We start from the raw sequence: 2308 nt of genomic DNA, 5'->3' as shown, positions 1-2308 counted from the left end.
GTATTGAATATTACTAAGAAAGAGATAAGAGCCACGGCCTTTTAGCTGTGTTTTTTGTTTATTTAGAGAAAACTTCAAAAGTCATTTTATACAGAACATGAAATAATCTTGCAGTGACGCTGGCGGCAGCGGGTGGGGGGAGTTTTTCAGAACAGTTTGAAGAAAACAACTTAAATACTTCAGCTAGCTCCAGTATCTTTATGTTTTTGTAACAATTAATTACAAAATACTTTTATTTAGATGTTCAGGCAACTTCAAGCCGGCAATCAGGGTTATTAAGTTAAACGGCCTTACAAAAAAAAAGTACTTGGAAATAAAGGAAGTTATCAAGCATTGTAAATCAGGTAATCAAATTGCACAGGGCGTTTTGTTTAATCTGCATTATCAACAAATGTACAACTTGTCCATGCGTATTTTATCTAACCATCATGATGTTGAAGATACACTGATTATATCATTTACAAAAGTTTTTAATAGCATTCAGAAATTTGAGTACCGCGGTGATAACAGTCTGAAAAAATGGATTAAAACCATTGTCATTAATGAATCGATAAGGTATCTAAATACTAAAAATAAAATCAGATACAATGAGAGCTTACTTGAATACGAAACCAATACGGACTATGCAGCTGATATAATTGATATTGATATCGAGCAGGCGTTTTTCATAATTGAGGCTCTGCCTGCTGGTTACAGAATGGTTTTTAACCTGTTCGCAATAGAAGGTTATTCACACAAAGAAATAGCTGAACTACTGAATATTTCAGAAAGCACTTCAAAATCGCAGTTGAGAAAAGCAAGGATGAACATAATTGAAAGAATTAATAAAGCTAAGAAAAATGGGAACTAATAAAATTGATTCATTTTTTAGGAAATCGATAAATGAATCAGAGGACTTTTACGAAACAGAAGCAAATGTTGCTAAAGAAAGAATATGGAAACAAGTTCAGCACAGAAAGAAAAAGCTCGTAATACCACTTTTTTTCCGCCTATTAGCGGCAGCATGTGTTTTACTTCTTATTTCTACTTCAATTTTATTTGTTTCAAACCTCAAATCACAAAAAAGGATAGAAGCACTTGCTAAAACAAATACCGACCTAAAAAACAAGGTTGAATTAAATACCAAAAATGAATTAATCAAAAATGAATCATTAATTGCTGCTAACATCATAACACACGACACCGTTTTTATTGAAAAACAGGTCGTAGTTACTAAACCTATTGTCCTGAAAGAACGAATTACTGACACTGTTTACATCCAACAAATAGAATATATTGAAAAAGAAATTTCTCCTGAATCAATTATGGCTATTGAGAATAATATTCCAGCGGATTCAACTTATGAAATTACGACAGATGCGTATGAAACAAAAATTTTAATTAGTAATACCGCAGCTTTTAAAAAAGAGAAAAGAAAAAAAATCCAATTCAAATTTGGCGGTAATCAAAGTCCTGGCAATGATGGAGCAATAGCTCTTTCATCAAAATTGCAAAACTAGAATTTAAAGCGGATAAATAAATCCACTTTTTAATAATAAAATACTTGAAAAAATGAAAAAAATAACACAAATATTTTCACTTGCCGCACTGTTAGTGTTCAGTAGTCTTATATACGGACAAAAAACCGCTATCGATTCGGCTTGTGTCCAAATTGAGAACAAAGCAGGGATGAATTTGGCAATTTATAGTTATAAAAACTTAGCTGAAAATGTAGAGAAAGATTTTAAGAGTTTTCAATTAATACTTAAGGAAACCAAAGATATTCCTGAAAAAATATCTTATTCGATCAATTATGAACCAAATAAATCGGTGACAATTAAGCAAACCGATTCCGGCGAAAGAGTGATATGGGAGAACGGCGAACAAACCAGCTATCAGTTTAACAAGCAATGCAATATACTATCAGACACATACTTTTTACAAATTCAGTTTAATGAACTCGATGAATTAATTTCAGACAGCCTATTAACTCAGCTTTTGGAGGTTATTGATACCACCACCGCTATTCAGGGAAGACACTCAGCAATTTACAACTATACATTTGATGGGATGCAGCTATCTCAAAAAAAACAATACGACATGTTGAGCGAGCAAACAGATATGCTTATGCTTAGCGGTGGCGTTGGCGTTAACTTGATTAAAAGTGAACCTGTTATTGATATTTCGGCGGAAATGGCGTTTGCTTTCAGGAAGAAACGGACCTTACAAAATCGGTACTATGTTTCGTATAATCTGTTATTTGATTTTATAGAAGAATCTACTGTCAACGTGAATGGTTTTCTCAATATTGGTTATAAGTATAATTTGT

3 protein-coding genes are annotated in these 2308 nt (G+C 32.6%); all 3 read left to right on the top strand.

Going from position 1 to position 2308, the window contains the following annotated elements:
- Positions 1–307 precede the first annotated feature (307 nt).
- Positions 308–850, top strand: a complete 543-nt coding sequence (locus tag WBN20_RS16930; RefSeq protein ID WP_424282537.1) for an RNA polymerase sigma factor — start codon at positions 308–310, stop codon at positions 848–850.
- Positions 840–1499, top strand: a complete 660-nt coding sequence (locus tag WBN20_RS16925) for a hypothetical protein (protein WP_297707677.1) — start codon at positions 840–842, stop codon at positions 1497–1499. Before WBN20_RS16930 ends, WBN20_RS16925 begins: the two co-directional genes overlap by 11 nt.
- Positions 1500–1551: 52 nt before the next feature.
- Positions 1552–2308, top strand: a 757-nt coding sequence (locus WBN20_RS16920; protein ID WP_424282536.1) for a hypothetical protein, incomplete at its 3' end; no start/stop codon positions are given.

It is taken from the genome of Eudoraea sp., from assembly GCF_049665975.1.
Lineage (GTDB): Bacteria > Bacteroidota > Bacteroidia > Flavobacteriales > Flavobacteriaceae > Eudoraea.
This window is presented reverse-complemented; position numbering and strand designations above follow the sequence as displayed.